The 17752-nt window shown below is 54.0% G+C and carries 19 protein-coding genes and 2 tRNA genes; 10 read left to right on the top strand and 11 right to left on the bottom strand.

Translation table 11 applies throughout. The features are described from left to right. Positions 1-151: 151 nt before the first annotated feature. Positions 152-544 carry an META domain-containing protein gene (locus CUC53_RS04500; protein ID WP_100293045.1) on the bottom strand — a complete coding sequence of 131 codons (393 nt, stop codon included), beginning with the start codon at positions 542-544 and terminating at the stop codon, positions 152-154. Positions 545-702: 158 nt separating this feature from the next. Between CUC53_RS04500 and CUC53_RS04495 the strand changes: the two genes are divergently transcribed. Continuing rightward, positions 703-1179 (top strand): hypothetical protein, encoded by a 477-nt coding sequence (locus CUC53_RS04495; RefSeq protein ID WP_100293044.1) that lies wholly within the window; start codon positions 703-705, stop codon positions 1177-1179. Between the two features lie 602 nt (positions 1180-1781). Then, the gene (gene arcA / locus CUC53_RS04490) at positions 1782-2501 is read left to right on the top strand and encodes a two-component system response regulator ArcA (RefSeq protein WP_100293043.1); all 720 of its coding nucleotides are present in this window, start codon (positions 1782-1784) and stop codon (positions 2499-2501) included. 268 nt (positions 2502-2769) lie between these two features. Here the strand turns inward: arcA and CUC53_RS04485 are convergent. Together CUC53_RS04485 and CUC53_RS04480 are read right to left on the bottom strand one after the other, a co-directional pair. Continuing rightward, positions 2770-2844 (bottom strand) — tRNA-Gly (locus tag CUC53_RS04485). A gap of 14 nt (positions 2845-2858) precedes the next feature. Beyond that, positions 2859-2932 (bottom strand) — tRNA-Gly (locus tag CUC53_RS04480). Between the two features lie 201 nt (positions 2933-3133). Between CUC53_RS04480 and cydD the strand changes: the two genes are divergently transcribed. From cydD to CUC53_RS04445, 7 genes are all read left to right on the top strand, one after another. Beyond that, positions 3134-4903 carry a heme ABC transporter permease/ATP-binding protein CydD gene (gene cydD / locus CUC53_RS04475; protein WP_100293042.1) on the top strand — a complete coding sequence of 590 codons (1770 nt, stop codon included), beginning with the start codon at positions 3134-3136 and terminating at the stop codon, positions 4901-4903. Then, on the top strand, positions 4896-6626 hold the full coding sequence (gene cydC / locus CUC53_RS04470) for a heme ABC transporter ATP-binding protein/permease CydC (RefSeq protein WP_100293041.1): 1731 nt from the start codon (positions 4896-4898) through the stop codon (positions 6624-6626). The genes cydD and cydC overlap by 8 nt, the downstream gene beginning before the upstream one ends. A gap of 96 nt (positions 6627-6722) precedes the next feature. Continuing rightward, positions 6723-7094 (top strand): Rcs stress response system protein RcsF, encoded by a 372-nt coding sequence (gene rcsF, locus CUC53_RS04465; protein ID WP_100293040.1) that lies wholly within the window; start codon positions 6723-6725, stop codon positions 7092-7094. Further along, a complete protein-coding gene (tsaA, locus tag CUC53_RS04460) occupies positions 7091-7795 on the top strand; it encodes a tRNA (N6-threonylcarbamoyladenosine(37)-N6)-methyltransferase TrmO (protein WP_100293039.1) in 705 nt (234 codons plus the stop codon). The genes rcsF and tsaA overlap by 4 nt, the downstream gene beginning before the upstream one ends. A gap of 250 nt (positions 7796-8045) precedes the next feature. Further along, positions 8046-8720, top strand: coding sequence for a response regulator (locus CUC53_RS04455; protein ID WP_167386683.1), 675 nt, complete (start codon positions 8046-8048; stop codon positions 8718-8720). Next, complete coding sequence (locus CUC53_RS04450) at positions 8720-10105, top strand: ATP-binding protein (RefSeq protein WP_100293037.1); 1386 nt, start codon at positions 8720-8722, stop codon at positions 10103-10105. Before CUC53_RS04455 ends, CUC53_RS04450 begins: the two co-directional genes overlap by 1 nt. Positions 10106-10117: 12 nt before the next feature. Next, complete coding sequence (locus tag CUC53_RS04445; RefSeq protein WP_157798197.1) at positions 10118-11029, top strand: trypsin-like serine peptidase; 912 nt, start codon at positions 10118-10120, stop codon at positions 11027-11029. 57 nt (positions 11030-11086) lie between these two features. Here CUC53_RS04445 and CUC53_RS04440 read toward each other — a convergent pair whose 3' ends face one another. Beyond that, complete coding sequence (locus CUC53_RS04440) at positions 11087-11482, bottom strand: DUF2750 domain-containing protein (protein ID WP_100293035.1); 396 nt, start codon at positions 11480-11482, stop codon at positions 11087-11089. 148 nt (positions 11483-11630) lie between these two features. After that, complete coding sequence (locus CUC53_RS04435) at positions 11631-12188, bottom strand: hypothetical protein (protein ID WP_100293034.1); 558 nt, start codon at positions 12186-12188, stop codon at positions 11631-11633. Positions 12189-12424: 236 nt separating this feature from the next. On the opposite strand from CUC53_RS04435, the gene CUC53_RS04430 reads away from it, so the two are divergent. Further along, positions 12425-12673, top strand: coding sequence for a TIGR02647 family protein (locus CUC53_RS04430; protein ID WP_100293033.1), 249 nt, complete (start codon positions 12425-12427; stop codon positions 12671-12673). Here CUC53_RS04430 and CUC53_RS04425 read toward each other — a convergent pair. The 6 genes from CUC53_RS04425 to CUC53_RS04400 form a co-directional block, all read right to left on the bottom strand. Next, positions 12660-12947, bottom strand: coding sequence for a hypothetical protein (locus CUC53_RS04425; RefSeq protein ID WP_100293032.1), 288 nt, complete (start codon positions 12945-12947; stop codon positions 12660-12662). The two genes, CUC53_RS04430 and CUC53_RS04425, sit on opposite strands and share 14 nt — an antisense overlap. A gap of 95 nt (positions 12948-13042) precedes the next feature. Next, complete coding sequence (locus tag CUC53_RS04420; protein WP_005302803.1) at positions 13043-13252, bottom strand: cold-shock protein; 210 nt, start codon at positions 13250-13252, stop codon at positions 13043-13045. A gap of 206 nt (positions 13253-13458) precedes the next feature. Next, positions 13459-14559, bottom strand: coding sequence for a dihydrolipoamide acetyltransferase family protein (locus tag CUC53_RS04415; protein WP_100293031.1), 1101 nt, complete (start codon positions 14557-14559; stop codon positions 13459-13461). Further along, positions 14556-15542 (bottom strand): alpha-ketoacid dehydrogenase subunit beta, encoded by a 987-nt coding sequence (locus CUC53_RS04410; RefSeq protein WP_100293030.1) that lies wholly within the window; start codon positions 15540-15542, stop codon positions 14556-14558. Before CUC53_RS04410 ends, CUC53_RS04415 begins: the two co-directional genes overlap by 4 nt. Then, positions 15535-16623 (bottom strand): pyruvate dehydrogenase (acetyl-transferring) E1 component subunit alpha, encoded by a 1089-nt coding sequence (pdhA, locus tag CUC53_RS04405; RefSeq protein ID WP_100293029.1) that lies wholly within the window; start codon positions 16621-16623, stop codon positions 15535-15537. The genes CUC53_RS04410 and pdhA overlap by 8 nt, the downstream gene beginning before the upstream one ends. A gap of 238 nt (positions 16624-16861) precedes the next feature. Next, entirely contained in the window at positions 16862-17749 is an 888-nt protein-coding gene (locus CUC53_RS04400) for a hypothetical protein (protein ID WP_236757863.1), read from the bottom strand. Positions 17750-17752: the final 3 nt, after the last annotated feature.

Here is a 17752-nt window from a genome sequence, read left to right as displayed (position 1 = left end):
GTCGAGGTAACAGTAAGGGAGGCTCTAGGCCTCCCTTACTGTTTATGCAGGCAACCCAGACAGACGCTCATTCCATTACTAAGACTCGGTTTAAAGGAGATCAGTACCTTACTAGCACAAGATAGAGGGCATCAGAGGATGAACAGTCAGGTTATTTACCTGCTACCGCGTTAAAAGTCAGTAATGCCACATTATTCGCATCACTTAACACCAACTGCTGACCGCTGACCTTAAACGCACTCACTTGCTCCAATTTTTGCAGGTATGCCGACTCTTCAGCTGCTAATGCGCCCATGCACATCATACGGGTGACCCCTATCGAACTCACTTTTAAAAGGCCTTCACCCTGTTGGCTCAATTTACCAAAGTAGCGATTACAGCCGCCCTTACCTGCAACCTTGCCATCTGTCACCTGTAACGTGAACGTGTCGCTATTAGCTCCTTGCAACTGCCAATGAGATGCTTGTAACTGCGCCATGGTAGACCCCATAACAGAGCAGCCCGCTAAAACCATAACCGCAAGCAAAATTAGCTTATTGTTCATAAATTCACCTTAATGATTGACGCTATCAACTGGACCGCTTATTTATCATGCCAGAGGATCGTACTAAAGAAATTTATTGAATTGCCTATCCCTTCACTAACAGCAACAGCTGGCATCTGCCATGCTTTTATCTTGCTCTGATCGCAAGGAGGGGAACCATGCTCAGATCACTCATCACGCTACTGATATCTTGTACCAGCATGACAGCACTAGCCGCAGGTTGGGATCAGTTTCGGCAAGAGAGCAATCCTGCACTCTATATAAAAAGTTATTCCGGCGTACTACTCAATAGCGCGCCCCATCATAACGACAGTTTTGATCTATGGCTGGTGAACAGTGGATATCGCTACCCTGTGATCGACAATCTAACGCTGTTCATGGAGGCTGGCCCTGCTGTCGCGAGTCAGAACCGTGAGTCTGGTTTCAATTTAAGCTCGGGTTTGCGCTACCAGCTCTCACCTGTGATCAATATAAGTAGTCAGATCAAACATCTAGAACTAAATCGGGCTAGTACATTACTTGAACTGCATTCGAGCATGCTATTAACCCCGCGTCTCTCTGTCACCGCCAATTATGGCGTTGCCCCCGTTACCGCCGGTCAAGCACTGAGTCTGGGAGTTGGCTTTAATTTCTGACGAGCACACCATGGGCAATTTGTTCTTCACATAACAATCAATTCTTGGTCATGGTTACCTTAAACCGTCCCCTCGAAGCACTAACACGCCACCGCAACGGGTCTTAGAGAGCCCTATGCCATTCCTCTTGGCAGATAAATAAACCACAAGATAAAAAGTATGTCAGGGGCTTACCGACATTTTCTTGTAGTTTTCCCACAAAAAATGTCAATTATTTGTTACTTCGCTTTACATTTTTCTGCACAAAAAATGGTTCCTAAACCCAGCATCGTGCAGAGAATCTTAGGTTTGACCTATATCAAGCTTGCGTTAAAAAGTTGCTATCTGACAGCAAAGATTGTTGTTATGTGTCTGTTAACTGATAAAATACTGCAACTTTCGTAACGGATTACCTTTCTAGGCTCAACTCGATCAGACTTGTCGGGAACCTATCTGTGGCACAGGGATATCTGCCAGTACCGATACCAAATTCGCACCATGCCGGCCTGATAGCCATACCCAGGATGACGTAATTAACTTTCAGGATCAGTCAGGAAATCGGCTTGATATGCTAAAGAGTGTTAAATTTAAGATCATTAACTGATAAGAATCTGGGAATACTCATGCAAACACCACATATTCTGATCGTCGAAGACGAGCTCGTCACACGTAACACCCTGAAAAGTATTTTCGAAGCTGAAGGTTACACCGTACTTGAAGCTAATAATGGCGACGAGATGCATCATGCATTGACGACCCACACCATTAATCTGGTAATCATGGACATCAACTTGCCGGGCAAAAATGGTTTGCTATTAGCCAGAGAGCTACGTGAAGATGACAACATCGCGCTGATGTTCTTGACCGGCCGCGACAATGAAGTGGATAAAATTTTGGGCTTAGAAATTGGTGCTGATGACTACATTACCAAGCCATTCAACCCACGAGAATTGACTATTCGCGCTCGCAATTTACTCAGTCGTACCATGAACGTAGTCGGTGGTAGTGACGATAAAAAGCTAGTCGAGCGCTATCTGTTCAATGGATGGGCCCTTGATATCAATAGCCGTGCGTTAGTCAGCCCGAGTGGTGACACTTTCAAGCTGCCCCGTTCAGAATTTCGCGCCATGCTGCACTTTTGTGAGAATCCAGGCCAAATTCAAACCCGTGCCGACTTGCTTAAAAAAATGACTGGCCGTGAGCTAAAACCTCACGATCGCACTGTCGATGTGACAATTCGTCGGATCCGCAAGCATTTTGAAAGCATCAGTGACACCCCCGAAATTATTGCCACTATTCATGGTGAAGGTTACCGCTTCTGCGGCGAACTAGCGCAGGAATAAAGCGATACTGGTGAATCCTAAAGGCGCGTTACGCGCCTTTAGCTATTTAGTGCCTGCCAAGCTTCAAACCGCGCGGCCTAACAGCATGCAGTGGTGAGTATGTGCCCCTTCTCAAGACCAAGAACACTAATGGGGAGAGCTCTTAACAGAGTGTTAGCACGCGAAGGCACTATCCTGAATCAGGGTGCGCGATAATCGCGTAGAGCAGACATAAACCATGACGATAACAAAAAGCCCACTTCATGAAGTGGGCTTTTTGTTATGAATCTGGAGCGGGCAGCGGGAATCGAACCCGCATCATCAGCTTGGAAGGCTGAGGTAATAGCCATTATACGATGCCCGCTTGACTTGCTAATTTGGAGCGGGTGATGGGAATCGAACCCACGTATGCAGCTTGGGAAGCTACCGTTCTACCATTGAACTACACCCGCGTCAGGCCACCTACTATATGCATTTTGCCGTTAAGCGCAATCATAGGTTTGTCATTTTTTTCAGTAAATCAAGCTGTTCGACCAACTATTAAGCAACCCGTCTCTTTTTTCAGCATCCCTCTGCTAATCGGATAATTTCCACGGTTGCCAAGGCGAAACGGCAAGGATAGTCTTGCGCCACTCGACGCGAGGATGGTGGTAATGGATAAAAATACACAAAAACGTCTCTATGGCTGGTTGCGCGCACAATCGAGCCACGGTCGCCGCTGGATCACGCTCTCCATCGCCCTTGGCCTAGGTCAGGGGATGCTGATGGTGGCACAAGCTTGGCTACTGGCGACCCTGCTCCATGGCTTTATTGTGGTAGGCCAGCAACCCGAGCAATCCATCTTCCTCTTTGTTGCTCTGCTGCTGGTGACGCTTGGCAAGGCGGTGCTCGCCTACAGCCGAGAAGTCACCAGCTTTAAGGCGGGTAGCGCCGTGCGCCAAACCATCCGCCAGCTAGTGCTGACTCGCTTAAGTCGTCTCGGTCCTGCTTATATCCAGCGGCGCCCAGCCGGTAGCTGGGCCAGCTTGCTGCTGGAACAGATTGAAAACATGCAGGATTTCTTTTCCCGCTATTTACCACAAATGGCCATCGCCGTCTTTATTCCGGTGGTGATCCTCGTGGCCGTGTTCCCTGTCAACTGGGCTGCTGGCCTTATTTTGCTTGGTACGGCCCCACTCATCCCACTGTTCATGATCTTGGTGGGGGTAGGCGCTGCCGATGCCAACCGCCGCAACTTTCAGGCGCTGGCCCGTCTTTCTGGCCATTTTCTCGATCGCCTAAAAGGGCTGCGCACCCTACAGCTTTTTATGCGCACCCACGCAGAAGGTGAGGTGATCCGCGAAGCGTCAGAGGATTTTCGCCTGCGCACCATGGAGGTGCTGCGTCTGGCGTTTTTAAGCACCGCCGTACTGGAGTTTTTCGCGGCCATTTCGGTGGCTCTCGTGGCGGTCTATTTTGGCTTCTCTTCCATCGATCATCTCGATTTTGGTAACTATGGCAGCAAGGTCACGCTGTTTACCGGCCTGTTCGTGCTGTTCCTAGCTCCCGAGTTTTACGCTCCGCTGCGCGAGCTGGGGGCCCACTACCATGCCAAAGCGCAGGCGATTGGCGCTGCAGAACAACTGTTGGAGTTTCTTGAAGCCGAGGTGAGCGAGCCGGCCGCAGGCAATACCCCTTTCCACGCCGACAGTCCCATCAAAGTGGAAGCTAACGCGCTTGAGGTGCTAAGCGCTGAGGGCAAGGTGCTAGTCGGCCCGCTCAACTTCACGCTGGAGGCCGGTTCACGCACGGCCCTCATCGGCATCAGCGGTGCTGGCAAGAGCTCACTGGTCAATGCCCTGCTCGGCTTCGCCCCCTATCGCGGTGAGATCAAGGTCAACGGGCAGGAGCTTGCTCACCTTGATATGGCCCAGTGGCGCCAACAACTAGGCTGGCTCTCGCAAAACCCGCAGCTGTTCCATGCCTCCCTGCGCGATAACCTGCTATTGGCCAAGCCATCGGCCAGCGATAGCGAGCTAGAAGAGGCCCTGAAACGGGCACAAGCATGGGACTTTGCTCGCGAGAAAGGACTCGACTATCCGATTGGCGATCAAGCGGGTGGCCTCTCGGTCGGCCAAGCTCAACGCCTCGCGCTAGCGCGCACTCTACTCAAAACGACCCAATTGATGGTACTGGATGAGCCCACTGCCAGCTTAGATCGTCACTCCGAGCGCGCCATCATGGCCACGCTGGAGCAGGCGATGGCTAACCAGACCTTGCTGATGATCACCCATCGCCTCGATCAGCTCGGCAAGATGGATCAGATCCTCGTGTTGGAACGTGGCCAACTGGTGGAGCAGGGCAGTTTCCAGCAACTGAGTCAGGCAGAGGGCCCCTTCTCCCACCTGCTCTCCCAACGTTCTGGAGGTTCTCTCGATGAGTGATCTGTTGCCGTTTCTGCGCCTCTATCGTCAGCACTGGCTCAGCCTCTCCCTTGGTCTGCTGCTGGCGCTGGTTACCCTGATCGCCGGCATGGGGCTGCTGTCGCTCTCCGGCTGGTTCCTCTCTGCCGCCGCCGTAGCGGGGATGGCTGTCGCTAGCCGCGATACCTTCAACTACATGACCCCTGCGGGCGGCGTGCGTTTCTTCTCGATCCTCCGCACTGCTGGGCGCTGGGGAGAGCGGGTAGTGAGCCACGATGCCACGTTTAGGGTACTGACTCGGCTGCGAGTCTGGTTCTGGCAGACACTCTCGCCCCTCTCCACCGCCACCTTAGCCGGTTTTCGCCAAGCGGACCTGCTCAACCGGCTGGTGGCCGATATTGATGCCATGGACCACGTCTACCTGCGACTGCTTACCCCCATCGCGACGGCAGTACTGGGCTGTGGCGCCATGGTTATCTTCCTCTCCCTGTTCGATAGCCGTCTCGCCCTGACGTTGGGTACCATCTTGCTGGTTGGCCTGATCAGCGTGCCGCTGGTCTTCTACTTCCTCGGTCGTCGCCCTGGTCAGCAGCTGATTGCCACAAAAGCGAACCTGCGCACCCAGATGGTGGACTATCTGGATGGCCAGGCCGAATTGCAGATGTTTGCCGCTGCTCCCAACGCGCTGGGCGATCTACAGCAGGCTGAACAGGCACTGCTGGGGGCACAAGCGCGCATGGCTAAGGTGAGCGGGCTGGCTAGCTTCTCGATGCAACTACTCAGTGGCTGGACCCTGACCCTGATGCTGTGGTTAGCAGGCCACGGCGTGGCGGGAGCGGCCCCCGATCCCATCACCGCCCTGATGGTGTTTGCCACACTGGCAAGCTTCGAGGCGCTGATGCCACTGGCAGGCTCCTTCCAGCATCTCTCCACCAGCCTTACCTCGGCACGCCGCCTCAATGAGATCCTGCAAGAGGCTAAAGCCCCCGAGTGGGGCACTGAACAGGCTCATGCCAGCAAGGGTTCCCTGCAGATCGACGACCTCTACTTCGGTTATCCCGGCAACCCGCAGCCAGTACTGCGCGGCTGTACCCTCCAACTGCACGCTGGCGAGAAGCTGGCGCTGCTGGGCCAGACCGGTTGTGGCAAATCGACCCTGATGGGCTTGCTGACCCGCGAGTGGAGCCCGCAGGCAGGTAAGATCCAGCTCGATGGCAAGCCACTGACCGATTACAGCGAAGGGGCGCTACGCGCCTCCATCTCGGTGGTCAGTCAGCGGGTACACCTGTTTTCCGCCAGCTTGCGAGATAACCTCAAGCTGGCGGCGCCGAATGCCTCCGATGCACAGCTGGTCGAGGTACTGACTCGGGTTGGCCTTACCACCCTGCTAGAAGATGAAACGGGTCTCGACGCTTGGCTTGGTGACGGTGGTCGTCCCCTCTCTGGCGGCGAGCGGCGCCGCATCGGTATCGCCCGCGCCCTGCTGCACGATGCCCCGCTCTGGCTGCTGGATGAACCGACCGAAGGACTCGACAGTCAGACCGAGCGGGAGATCATGGCGCTACTGTTTATCCTTGGCGCCGACCGCTCCCTGCTGCTGATCTCTCACCGTCTGCAAGGGCTGGAGCAGATGGATCGAATTGCCCTGATGGAAGAGGGGCAGATCCGCCTCTGCGCTCCCCATCAGGCACTAATGGCAGATGATTACTACCGCAGTCTCTATCAACGGTTGGCACCGACCTGACGGGGCACTCCCCGATACCTGAGTCCAAAACGGGGCTGGTCGCCATCGGTGACCAGCCCCTATAATGCCCCTCTCACTATTCAATAAGACACCGATATGAAACGCCTGATCCTGCTGATGCCCCTGATTACCTCCGGCTGTGCCAACTACGCCTTCAACACTAATCTGGATAAAGAGAACTTCGACGACTACTTCAAACCCGGTAGCGTGCAGATTTATGACCAAGATCAGCTGACTGATCTCAACCACCTTTACCTCGGCACCGTCGAGGGGGAATCTTGTCAGGCCGACGCTAACCAGCCGATCCCCAATGCTGGTGAGGCCCGGACACAGGCTCGCCGCAAGGTGGCCGACATGGGGGGTAATGGGGTGATTTTCGATAAATGTGCCGAGTTCAGCGATACCCCAGGCTGTCTTAAGCAGGTGATCTGCTACGCACAAGCCCTGAAAGTCGCGCCACAACCATGAGGTTTAGCTTCGATACGCTAGGGATCATCCACTCTCCTTATAAGGAAAAGTTTGCGATTCCACGCCAACCGGGTCTCGTCCCTACAGCCCGTGCTCAGCTGGTGTTGCAGGCTCCTTATGATCACCCCGATACGCTGCGTGGCATCGAGCAGTTCTCTCATCTCTGGCTGAGCTTCGTGTTTCATCACACCATGGCACAAGGCTGGCATCCGACCGTGCGCCCTCCTCGCCTCGGCGGTAATCAACGGGTAGGGGTCTTTGCCACTCGCTCCACGTTTCGCCCTAATCCCTTGGGGCTATCGGTCGTTGAGCTGCTTGGCGTTGGCCATGAGCAAGGCTGTCTGTGGCTCGATCTCGCAGGAGTCGACTTACTCGATGGCACCCCCATCGTCGACATTAAACCCTATCTGCCCTATGTCGACAGCGTGCCTGATGCCCATGGCGGTTTTGCCCCTGATGCCCCCACTCCAGCGCTGACGGTGAGCTTCAGTGCCGAGGCCGAGCAGCAGCTACAACCGTGGCTCACGGCTCACCCCCAGCTGCGCCAGCTAGTGATAGAGGTGTTGGCCCAAGATCCACGTCCTGCTTATAAAAAAGGCAAAGTGGATGAAAAGGTGTACGGTGTGCGGCTATATGATCTCAATGTGCGTTTTACCATTAACGAACCCACCTGCCTGATAGTGGCTATCGAGCCCGCTTAACCTGCTGCGTACCGTGCTCTCTTTATTTTTTACGCATCCTTTGGGGCCACGTTGTTCCCCACCTATCGCAGTTTCGATACAGCACAAGCATGAAAGGCAAAGGATAGATTTATCGCGCCCTTCCTTTTGGCATCAAATCATGTTTCATCGATTCAGCGCTGATACAGGTCTCGGCTATTAGGATTCGCATTGACTCTGATCTGCTTACACTTTCTAATTGATGGCATGGATCACTATGACCGCGTATATCATGAAAATTCTGTTGGTCGAAGACGACAAACTGCTTAATCATCACCTCTCCTCTTTGCTGACTGACGCACATAATCAGGTTTACAGTACCGATCGGGCAGCCATTGCCCTGCACTATGCCGCGGACTATCCCATTGACGTTGCCATTGTCGATCTAGGTCTGCCAGATATGGATGGCTTGCAGTTAATCCGACAATTACGCGAACGCCAGATCCCCTTTCCGATTTTGATCCTCACCGCTCGCGGTAACTGGCAAGACAAGGTCGAAGGACTAGAGGCCGGCGCCGATGACTACCTAGTAAAACCCTTTCAAAAAGACGAGTTGCTAGCTCGCCTCAATGCCTTGGTTCGGCGCAGCGCTGGCTTTATCTCCCCCAAAGTCAAAGCGGGTGATTACGAGCTAGATCTTTCCCGTAAAGAGCTCTGTATTGCAGATGAAGTGGCTGTGCTCACCAGCTTTGAATATGTGATCTTGGAATATCTGATGCGCAACGCTCGGCAGGTTGTGTCGAAACAGCAATTACTCGATCAACTCTATGGCGATGGCGAAGGGGACCCTAACACCATCGAGGTCATGGTCAGCCGCTTGCGTAAAAAACTCGATCCGGCAGGGGCGATCCAGCCGATCTCTACGATCCGGCGCCAAGGTTATATCTTCAACCTGCCGTGTCACTGATGGGACGCTTTTCGCTACTGTACCCACTACGACTGCTGCGCCGTTCGCTGCATCTCAAATTGCTGGTCAGCTCGTTGCTGGTGATTGCGCTGATCATGGCGTTTGCCGTTTACGTTCTCTATTTGGGCCACGCAGAAGAACAATCGCAAAAAGCCAGCGCTCGGATGCAGGAGAATCTGTCTAAAATATTCTCCTCCACCGACCCAGATCAGAGCGAACAAACGGCGTTAGGGCGTATTTCACGTAGCGCAATCGACAGTAACCTCGACACCCTGATTTGCCGGGCAAATGGTGACCTTATCTGGTCAAATTTGCATATGCCGGAGGTGATCAAAACGAAAAAGACCATTTGCGGCGACTTCATGACCTATTTAGGGGGGATGGATCTCGACTATTTTTTCAAGAAACATACCATGCCAAACGGCAATAGTTATTTCATTTATAGTTTGCGCTTTCTGCGCAATACCGGCTCCGGTATCGCAACCTATTATGTGGTGATGGTGGATTCTGCCAAAGAGTATCAAAAGCACATCAATGCCTACCTTTACTACCGTATTCGCCAAGCAATGTTTGCCTACGCCCTGCTGGCGAGTCTGCTGATAATAACCACTTTCTGGAGCTTGGGCTCTCTGCGCGATATGGCCCGCCAAATCGACGAAATTCGCGCGGGCAAACGCGAGTCACTCGGTGGTGACGTCGATCGTGAATTGGCCCCACTGACCGAATCACTCAATCAGCTACTGGAAAATGAGCGGCAACAAACCCAGCGTTATCAACATGCTCTCAACGATCTGGCTCATAGCTTAAAAACGCGGCTGGCCTTAATCCAAATAACGACCCGTGAAATGGCACTGGGCCGTGATATTCAGAGCAATATCAATGAACAAATCCTGACCATGGATCAGATGATCCAGTACCAACTCCGCCGAGCGGTGACGGGTCGGCAACGCCTAGCCAATAAGGGTACCGAGCCGGTGCCACTGATTGAAAAGCTGTTGGCTAGCCTCGCAAAAGTCTATCGCCACAAAAAGCTACAAACCCATTTTCAGTTTGACGATGATGCGCTGTTCCATGGTGAACAAGGTGACCTGATGGAGCTGATGGGCAACCTGCTCGATAACGCCTGCAAATTTGCGATTAGTGAAGTGCGCGTGACCCTACAACGGCACGGTCAACAATTGTGCATTCATGTGGAAGATGACGGCCCAGGTATCGACCCGACCCAATCAGAGCAAATATTTCAGCGGGGTGTACGCGCCGATAGCTCTCCTGGGCAAGGCATTGGGCTAGCAGTGGTAACCGAAATTGTCGATAGTTATCACGGCCACATTAGCGTGGATGCGTCTGTGCTTGGCGGCGCTCGCTTCACTATTACCCTGCCATAGTCCACCGTGCGAATGAAACTATCGTGTTTCCCGCTGCTGTTACCCTCTCTGATGGCGCAGCCATGCCAAGCTATCGTCATCAGCGATGCTGTTTTCCACCAGCTCGGCGGCGATCTGAATCATGTGGAAAAAAGCATGGGTGCCGTCGCTATCGCCTTACGCCAGCAAAGTGAGTTATCGCCCTTTCTCGCCGTTGGCTACCTGCCAGGCTGTACCGCAACTTGGCTGGGTGAACAGGCACAGTGGACCTACCTCCTGACCGCCGCTCACTGCGTGCCGTATCAAGGAGAGGTCACCCCAGTCCATTCTCAGTTTATCTCGTGGCAAGGAATGCCAATTGCCTATGGCGACGGCGTGGCTTATGTGCCACCGGCACGTTTACACAGGCCTGCGGGGCTGAGTGCGAGCGCGGCTGATATCGCGCTACTCAAATTACCCACGCGGCGTCCGCTGCCCGATAAAGCGGGTCAGCCCCTGACGCCGCCCACCCTTTATCAGGGCGCCCCTCTATTGCACGCCCCGGTGAACTTGGTTGGATATGGTGAGTGGGGGGTCGGTGCTCGACCGACCACTAATTATGAAATAGCAACCGAGCGACGGCGACTCTATGGCCAAAGCCGGATTACCCATCAGTTTGAACACGGCTATTTACAGGTGGCGGCCTATGAGCCTCAGGCAATACCGCCCTCTTCAGGGCTGTGGGCGAGAATAGCAAAAGGCGACAGCGGCGCCGCTTGGTGGCAGCTGATCGCAGGTAAGCAGCATATCGTCGCCGTCACCAGTAGCGGTCATGCCACAGCCTCCAACGCAACAGCTATCGGCCCATACCTCCCTTGGATAGCGTCGATCTTCCCGCAGATCTCCGTTACTCCTAGGATCACATCTCCCATATCCACGCACCCTACAGGCTCCACTACCCCATAAAAAATGCCAGTCAGAATTGACTGGCATAGGCTGGGCGGCTCGTTTTATCAACGTTAACTACGAGGAGCGCTTAGCCTGTTTCTGGGCAATCGCATCAGCGATATCAGCGGGCTCTAATACGATCCCTTCCTGATCTGGCGTAGGGAACACGGCAACACATAGCTCATCCTGCGCCATCCCATCAATCCAACGCGCTAGCCATACATTAAGGGTGATAGATTGAGGTTTGCAGTTCGCCCATTCCCCTTCTGCCCATGCTTTGGCGTACTCAGGATGCGGCCATACCGGAATGCAATCTTCATCCTCAGTGGTCAGCATCATCACGCCGTGCTCGTCGGTCAGCACATAAAGCTCTTCATGCTCGACCAGCTTGCTAATGAAGTGATCAAAGCGGTAGTCGGCGTTCAATTGCAGCGCAGCATTGCGCTCGGTATCGCTCAATTCATAGCTCATTGGCCACGTCTCTCTTGGGATAAAGGGCGCCATGTTCACATCTTGTGGTCAGCTTGTCCAGTTTACGACTCAACCGTCTTCGACTCAGTATGGGGCAGAGGGTAAAACATAAACGCTACCCACAGTGAGGGGTGATGACCGAGTTTATTTAGGTAAAGTTCGGGGTGATCAGCTCAATATCAGCGACTTCACTTAGCTTCTGGCGTAACCAGTAAGCCGACTCCACTTCGACAAAACAGAGCTGAGCACGCCCGCTGGCTGCTGCGTTGATCAGTTGTTCAAAACGACGCTGTTGCTGCTGTTGCCAAGCCTGAGCCAACTTAACACCATGGGCCTCATCGACAACCTCACGGCGTAGCTCAAATAGGTTATCGCTGATCGGGCTGTTAATTTTTGCGGCGCTCTGCCAATACATCTGCAGGTTATCCATCATCTCTGCATCATAGCTAGCTAGCGCATTTAACTCTGCCGTTGTCCCTTCTTCAGCGGCAGCAAAATCACACCACCCCGCATCGAGTGAAGCCAGATCATTTACCGCCATTGCCGTGCTATGTTGTCGCAACTGCGTTATGTCTCCCCCCTGACGGGTCGGTAACCAGATATCACCCTGATGAGCATCCAGCAATATAATCAGCGAGGATGTAGGGTAAACGGGGAAATGAGTACCCAGAGAATGCAACAGCGACACGATGGAGATCTGGGTCATAAGCAATACCTTAAGCTAACTGATCAGTGAAACGTCGAGGATATTAAGTCGACTATTCTATCACATGTGATCTATCCAACTTTCGAGATCGTCATCCCTATCAATATCAAAGTGCCTAATAAAACAACATGTGGCATAACTTGATGAGTTTAAAGCCCAATACTTTGAACCAGCGCCCACTAAAGTGAGGCTCAGAGTGATAGTTTTCAACCATCTTTGGTGTGAGGAGTAAAACGATGATTGGTATTGATCAAATTTCTGATGACGTCATCAACCAATTAAAAGTGCTGGCTTGCTTTGATCCGGCTAACTTGAGCCTAGGTATTAAATTACGGAGTGATATGGCTGAAGAGCTGTGCCAAGCAGCGGCTCATCTGCATCGGCAAGGTTTGATCAGCGCAGAAGATGGTGGCTATCTCACCCCATTTGGCATGACGATGGTGGAGCATCTGCAACACTTGCTGGTCGCTCTCAAACCTCTTTGATCGGTTGAGGAGCCCAAAGCGAAAAGTTGAGCAATATCCAGCGCTCGGCCTGATGATCAAGATGACAAGCAAACAACAAAGGACCTTCGGGTCCTTTCACTTGACCTTCGACCAGCCACTCCCCTACTTTTTGTGGTATAGGCAAAGCGCTTATCTCATCAAATGATGCTATTTCTATTCTTGTTCGAACAAATTGCTCACAAATATCTTGTGCCTCCATCGTCGGCTTCGGATCATTGATAAGCAGCAGGGTGGCAAATATCAGTGGCAGCATGATGATTTAGGGCATGAAGTGAAACAATTAAAATATCCATAAACAAAAAGCCGCAGTACTAAGCAGTACTGCGGCTTTTTTAAATTCTGTAAGAATTACAGAGCAGTTACGTTCTCAGCCTGCGGGCCTTTCTGACCTTGGGTTACAGAGAACTGTACGCGCTGACCTTCAGCCAAGGTACGGAAACCGTTACCCTGAATGGCGCTGAAGTGAACGAAAACGTCCGGGCCGTTTTCTTGCTGGATGAAGCCAAAGCCTTTGGTTTCGTTGAAGAACTTAACGGTACCGGTGATCATGTTAGACATATCTTTAAACCTGTATTCAAAATAATTACTTATGCTTTTCAGCGGGTAAAGCTCAAAAAACGGGATTAATTTATGAACAACAGTAAAAGATGTAAAACATCATCTTTATTGACATAACTATCGCCTTTTCAAGCTAAAAAAGATTATACGTGGCTTTGTCGATTACGCAAACAAATTTGTGCCCAATCAAGACTGGGCACAAACAGCTAGTATGTCGGCGCCCTCAAGGCCGCCACCAACGCCTTGAGAAAACGAGCTGCCTCGCCTCCGGTACAAGCGCGGTGGTCAAAGGTCATCGATAGTGGCAGCACGCGGACGGGGCGCGCTTCACCATGGATAAACACTACTTTTTCAAACAAAGATCCCGCCCCAACGATAGCGACTTGCGGCGGCGTAACAACAGGGCTAGCATAGCGGCCCGCGATGGCACCAAAGTTGGTGAGAGTAATGGTCGCCCCCTGCAACATTTCGCGGGGAACGGCACGGGCTTTCACATCGGCAATCATCCGATCTAAGCCTTGCCGGATATCGGCGCCCTCCCGTTCGGTTACGTTTTCCATCACCGGCACATAGAGCCCATGTTTGGAATCTACGGCAATCGCCACATTGACCTCGCTGAACAGTCGCCTTGACAGGGTATCGCCATCAAACCACCCATTCATAGATGGCTCGGCGAGGCAAGCCACCCCAATCGCCTTGATAAGACGCACCGTCACATCTTCATCTGGCTGCCAATGGCGCAAATCCACCTCATCAGTGATCGTGACTGGTACCACTGTCTGATGGGACAACGTCATTGCCTTGGCCATGGCCCGCCGTGCCCCTTTGAGAAACTCGTTGCTACTGTTTTGCTGGGATTCGAAAGCTTGCTGCACATCCTGTTCAGTGACCAAGCCGCCGTTCCCACTCCCTTGCAGCTGATCGATATCGACGCCTAATTTCTGCGCCAGCAGCCGTACCGCAGGCATGGCCTGCACCAGCAGACTGCCGGAAGGGAGAGCCCCCACCACAAACTGATCTTCCAGACGGTGCTGCTGAGCGCTCACCTTACCGACGACGCTGCCTTCCTCCTCTTCCCCCTCGAACTCCACCAGTGGTGCACCAATATGAAGGATATCCCCCTCGGCGCCACATAACCGGGCAATCACCCCAGCAACGGGGGAGGGTACATCCACCAATGCCTTGGCGGTCTCCACCGACAGCAGCACCTGATCAACATCGACAGTATCGCCAGCGCTGACTTTCCACTCGACAATCTCGGCATCGGCCAGCCCTTCACCCAGATCCGGTAATTTGAAAAATTTCATAGCCACAGGTTCTCCATCAGCTGGTGGGCGGCATCGGCAATATCTTGTTCAGTAATGAGGTAATACGCTTCGTTGCGAGAGTAAGGAACCACAACATCAGCCCCCGTTAACCGTTTAGGCGGTGCCTTGAGGCTGGGCAGCGCTGACTCACTGATCCGCGCCACAATTTCAGCACCGACGCCAAAACTGCCGCACGCCTCATGCACCACCAGCAACCGCCCGGTCTTACGTACCGAGGTCAGGATGGTCGCCATATCCAGCGGCTTGATGGTGGCCAGGTCCAGCACTTCGCACTGGATATCCTGCTCGGCCAGCAGATTGGCTGCCCGCATCACCTCCTGAATGCAGGCGCCCCACGCCACCACCGTGATATCGCGGCCAGCTCGTAGGGTAAAGCAGACATCCAGCGGCAAGCCGACCCCATCGTCAACCACCTCAGATTTCATCGAGCGATAGATACGGTCAGGCTCAAAAAACATCACCGGATCCGGATCGCGGATGGCGGAGAGCAGCAGCCCATAGGCACGCCTCGGGCTGGAGGGGATCACCACCCGCAGCCCCGGAATATGGGCAAACATCGCCTCGACACTCTCGCTGTGGTGCTCCGGCGAGTGAATGCCCGCGCCATAGGGGGAACGGTAAACAAGAGGACAGCTGATGCGGCCTCGGGTGCGATTGCGCATCCGCGCGGCTTGGCAAATGATCTGCTCCATACCGGGGAAGATAAATCCCTGAAACTGAAACTCCGCCACCGGTTTGAGACCCTGAGTAGCCATCCCCACCGCAACCCCCGCAATCAACCCTTCAGCCAGAGGCGCATCAATCACCCGCTTAAAACCAAACCGATCGCGCAGCCCTACAGTGGCACGAAACACCCCGCCGTTGACCCCCACATCTTCGCCCAGCACCACCACATCAGGGTCATGGGCCATTTCGTAGTGCAGCGCCATGTTGATCGCTTCGAGCAAACTGATCTCACTCATGGCCTGCCTCCTCTTGCATGGCTTTGGCAATGACCCGCTCACGCTGCGGGAGGAGCTCGGTAGGTAAGTGGGCATAGTGGTAGTCAAACATCGCCTCCGGTGGCTGGGGCATCTGCGCCTCATAACGAGCCACCGCCTGCTCTACTTCTCGCGCCGCCTCAGCCAGCAGCGCCTGCTCCTGCTCCTCGTCCCACCAACCTTGCTGGTGCATAAATTGGCGCAGCCGCTTGATCGGCTCTTTCGCCCAAGCGGCCTCCACCTCGGCCGCATCCCGATAGCGCGTCGCGTCGTCGGCCGTGGTGTGATCACCGAGCCGATAGCTGACCGCTTCGATCAAGGTCGGCCCCTTGCCGTTGCGCGCCCGCTCAATGGCGCGACGGGCTGCCTCATGAACCGCGACCACATCGTTACCATCCACTTGTACACTGCGCACCCCAGCACCCACCCCCTTCTGGGCCAAGGTCGGCGCATTGGATTGCAGCTTACGAGGCACCGAGATAGCCCACTGGTTGTTGTTAATGATGATGACCATCGGCAAGTGCCATACCCCCGCACAGCTGAGCCCCTCTAAAAAATCACCTTTGGAACTGCCGCCATCGCCGATGGTGACCACCGCAACCCGTGGTTGCTGACGCAGCTTGAAAGCCGATGCAATGCCACAGGCGTGGGTGATCTGGGTGGCGATGGGGACGCAGATGGGCAAATCTTCGGAAGGGGAACCATCGGGTTTGAGAAAATAGCTACCCCGCTCGTCCCCTCCCCAATATTGCAGGTTTTTCTCCATCGGCACGCCTCGCACATACAGGGCAGGCATATCTCGGTAATAGGGGACATAGACATCTTGTGGCTGCATGGCAAACCCGACCCCAATACCGATCGCCTCCGCGCCAAGATGAGAAGGAAAAGTGCCAAGCTTGCCGGTTCGCTGTAGCGCAATCGCTTTTTTGTCATAGCTGCGCACCATCACCATGTTGCGATAGAAGGTATGCAGTATCGCCTTGTCCAGCCAAGTCGGTAAGGTGGCGACTGGGCACCCTTGCGCATCAAGGTAACGAAGGAAGGGGATGTCGACATGGGTCATAACTGGCTCCTTGCCGTTGAGAGCGTCACCGAGGGTAGTGACACCCTAGATGTAAATACCTTGTTAAACAAAAAGCAAAGATATTTATTGAGGTACGACCAGTAGAAACTTCTTTAAAAGAGTGAACGAGCTGAATTTTCGGTGGTGGGAAAGAATATACGCCGTAAATGGTGCAACTTTGTCAGCGATAGAGCAGGACGGATTGATCCCTAGCAAGGGGAGCTTGGCTCCCCTTTTATCACCCCAGCCACTGTTGTAACTGACGGGCAATCCCAGCAGATAACAGGGGCGCGCGCTCCCTTAGCCGGCGCCGCCACGGCTCGGCTAACACGCAGGGGCAGACTCGCATCTCTCGCCCAGCACCTGCCACACGCACCAGTTGATCGACCAAGCCATCAAGCGGAGGATGGATTGGCCAGTCGGGATAGAGATCCGCCGTGGTGAGACCTGCTAGCCCACAGACCTGCTCCTGCTCACTCTCAAACTCAGCCCCAGCCTCATCCAGCGGCTGGGGGTGCAGCCAAGGATGCAGCACATACAGCCAGCCCGGTCGCATAGTCTGCAGCAATTGACCGGCACTGGGCTGAGTGAAATGAGGATCACCGGCCGCTTTGAGCAGATGACGCGCCCCCGCCAGCAGTACTACCCCTTGGGTCGGTAGGGTGAGCAGATAGTCAGCCATCGCCTGATCCCGCCCCCGATTGTGCTGTTGCCACAAGGTTGGGGTTAACCCTTGCCACTCAAATGACGGCTCACAAAGATGCACCCGCAGCCGCACATGGGCAGGGCGCGCCAGATTGCTCTGGCGCAAGGCGGCGAAGAGCGCCGGAAACTCCGGCGCCAGCCATGCGGTGAAGGCACAGGAATCGAGCCAGACCGGATAGAGCCGTGCCAAGGTCAAGGGTTCCCCTTGCCAGTGCTCTTCCCCCGCTAGCCACGCGTTAAGCAGTCCCTGATGGCGGCGGTTGCCGCCATCCGGGAAGCCTTGCTGGTGGGCAAGCTGGTGGGACTCGGTGAGCCGCACTGGCACCCTGCCTTTATCCGGCGCCAGCACGCGTGGCTGTGCGATCCAGCGCTCTGGGGGGTGATGACCGATCTGGTGCTGGAGTGCGGCAACCGCCGCCATCAG

It is taken from the genome of Aeromonas cavernicola (assembly GCF_002795305.1).
Lineage (GTDB): Bacteria > Pseudomonadota > Gammaproteobacteria > Enterobacterales > Aeromonadaceae > Aeromonas > Aeromonas cavernicola.
The sequence above is the reverse complement of the archived record's forward strand: the minus strand, read 5'-3'. Positions and strand labels throughout refer to the sequence as shown.

Excerpts from the sequence above, each read along its gene's own strand:
- CUC53_RS04500 (WP_100293045.1), bottom strand. The coding sequence starts at position 544 with ATGAACAATAAGCTAATTTTGCTTGCGGTTATGGTTTTAGCGGGCTGC.
- CUC53_RS04495 (WP_100293044.1), top strand. The coding sequence starts at position 703 with ATGCTCAGATCACTCATCACGCTACTGATATCTTGTACCAGCATGACA.
- arcA (WP_100293043.1), top strand. The coding sequence starts at position 1,782 with ATGCAAACACCACATATTCTGATCGTCGAAGACGAGCTCGTCACACGT.
- cydD (WP_100293042.1), top strand. The coding sequence starts at position 3,134 with ATGGATAAAAATACACAAAAACGTCTCTATGGCTGGTTGCGCGCACAA.
- cydC (WP_100293041.1), top strand. The coding sequence starts at position 4,896 with ATGAGTGATCTGTTGCCGTTTCTGCGCCTCTATCGTCAGCACTGGCTC.
- rcsF (WP_100293040.1), top strand. The coding sequence starts at position 6,723 with ATGAAACGCCTGATCCTGCTGATGCCCCTGATTACCTCCGGCTGTGCC.
- tsaA (WP_100293039.1), top strand. The coding sequence starts at position 7,091 with ATGAGGTTTAGCTTCGATACGCTAGGGATCATCCACTCTCCTTATAAG.
- CUC53_RS04455 (WP_167386683.1), top strand. The coding sequence starts at position 8,046 with ATGAAAATTCTGTTGGTCGAAGACGACAAACTGCTTAATCATCACCTC.
- CUC53_RS04450 (WP_100293037.1), top strand. The coding sequence starts at position 8,720 with ATGGGACGCTTTTCGCTACTGTACCCACTACGACTGCTGCGCCGTTCG.
- CUC53_RS04445 (WP_157798197.1), top strand. The coding sequence starts at position 10,118 with ATGAAACTATCGTGTTTCCCGCTGCTGTTACCCTCTCTGATGGCGCAG.
- CUC53_RS04440 (WP_100293035.1), bottom strand. The coding sequence starts at position 11,482 with ATGAGCTATGAATTGAGCGATACCGAGCGCAATGCTGCGCTGCAATTG.
- CUC53_RS04435 (WP_100293034.1), bottom strand. The coding sequence starts at position 12,188 with ATGACCCAGATCTCCATCGTGTCGCTGTTGCATTCTCTGGGTACTCAT.
- CUC53_RS04430 (WP_100293033.1), top strand. The coding sequence starts at position 12,425 with ATGATTGGTATTGATCAAATTTCTGATGACGTCATCAACCAATTAAAA.
- CUC53_RS04425 (WP_100293032.1), bottom strand. The coding sequence starts at position 12,947 with ATGCTGCCACTGATATTTGCCACCCTGCTGCTTATCAATGATCCGAAG.
- CUC53_RS04420 (WP_005302803.1), bottom strand. The coding sequence starts at position 13,252 with ATGTCTAACATGATCACCGGTACCGTTAAGTTCTTCAACGAAACCAAA.
- CUC53_RS04415 (WP_100293031.1), bottom strand. The coding sequence starts at position 14,559 with ATGAAATTTTTCAAATTACCGGATCTGGGTGAAGGGCTGGCCGATGCC.
- CUC53_RS04410 (WP_100293030.1), bottom strand. The coding sequence starts at position 15,542 with ATGAGTGAGATCAGTTTGCTCGAAGCGATCAACATGGCGCTGCACTAC.
- pdhA (WP_100293029.1), bottom strand. The coding sequence starts at position 16,623 with ATGACCCATGTCGACATCCCCTTCCTTCGTTACCTTGATGCGCAAGGG.
- CUC53_RS04400 (WP_236757863.1), bottom strand. The coding sequence starts at position 17,749 with ATGGCGGCGGTTGCCGCACTCCAGCACCAGATCGGTCATCACCCCCCA.